The organism is Micrococcus sp. HMSC31B01 (assembly GCF_001816085.1).
Taxonomy (GTDB): Bacteria; Actinomycetota; Actinomycetes; order Actinomycetales; family Micrococcaceae; genus Micrococcus; species Micrococcus luteus.
Genome location: NZ_KV824935.1, coordinates 1 through 994, shown reverse-complemented (window position 1 = coordinate 994; position 994 = coordinate 1). Strand labels below are relative to the sequence as shown.

The following is a 994-nucleotide window of genomic DNA, read 5'->3' as shown; positions in this document are numbered from 1 at the left end:
CCCCGGCCACGGTCTCGCCGGTCTCGCGGAGCACGCCGAGCAGCTGGCGCATGTCCGCGAGCGCGGAACGGCCGGTCTGGCCGATGGTCTCGAGCGCGGTGACCGCGAGCGCGGGCTTGGCGGCGGCGGCGTACCGGGCGCCGTCGGCCTGGGAGATGATCACCTGCAGGGAGTGGGCGACGATGTCGTGCATCTCCCGGGCGATGTGGCTGCGCTCGTCGGCGGCGGCGAGCTCGCGCTCCTGCCGGGACTGCACCTCGAGGCGGTGGGCGCGGTCCTCGAGGGCGCGCACGGTGAGGCGGCGGTTGCGCACGACGTCGCCGAACGCCCACGCGGTGAGCACCATGAGCCCGCAGCCGATCGCCATGATGACCATGGCCAGCGGCTCCGCGGGGGAGCGGACGGTGAGGCCGTCGGGGGTGACGAACTGCGCCGGGAACAGCCACACCTTCACCCCGTTGGCCACGCCGCCGACCAGCCCCAGGAGGAGCCCGGCCACGGAGACGCTCCGGGGCGCGTTCGCAGCGAGGTTGTAGACGGTGAGCGGCACCATCAGCAGGGACAGGCTGAACTCGGGCCCGGCGAGCAGGTGCAGGACGGCCGCGGCCGTCACGACGGCGGCCGAGGCCACCGGGCGCACCCGACGCACGGCCCACGGCAGGACCATGCCGGCCCCGGCCAGGAGGGAGACGGCCGTCTGCCGGCCCTGGGGGTCCGGGGCGACCATCGGCCCGAGCGCGATCCACGGGAGCGCCACGAGTACGGTGAACAGGGCTGCGGCGGCCATCACGTCCGTGCGCACGGGGTGCAGGCGCGTCCACTGGTCGAGGCGGCGCAGGGGGTTCACGCGGGCCAGCCTAGGCCGCAGGCGGAGGGGCCGGCGTCAGCCCGCGGGATGATCCGGGGCGGTCCTCAGGGCGTGAGGGAGGCGAGGACGTCGGCGGCCGGCGCCTCACGGACCCGGTGCGCCTCGGTGCCGGCCCACAGGTGGACG

At 75.9% G+C, this 994-nt stretch carries 1 protein-coding gene; it reads right to left on the bottom strand.

Annotated elements, in window-relative coordinates:
• A partial coding sequence (locus tag HMPREF3105_RS01810) for a sensor histidine kinase (protein ID WP_141762395.1) occupies nt 1-847 on the bottom strand: 847 nt, incomplete at its 3' end.
• Nucleotides 848-994: the final 147 nt, after the last annotated feature.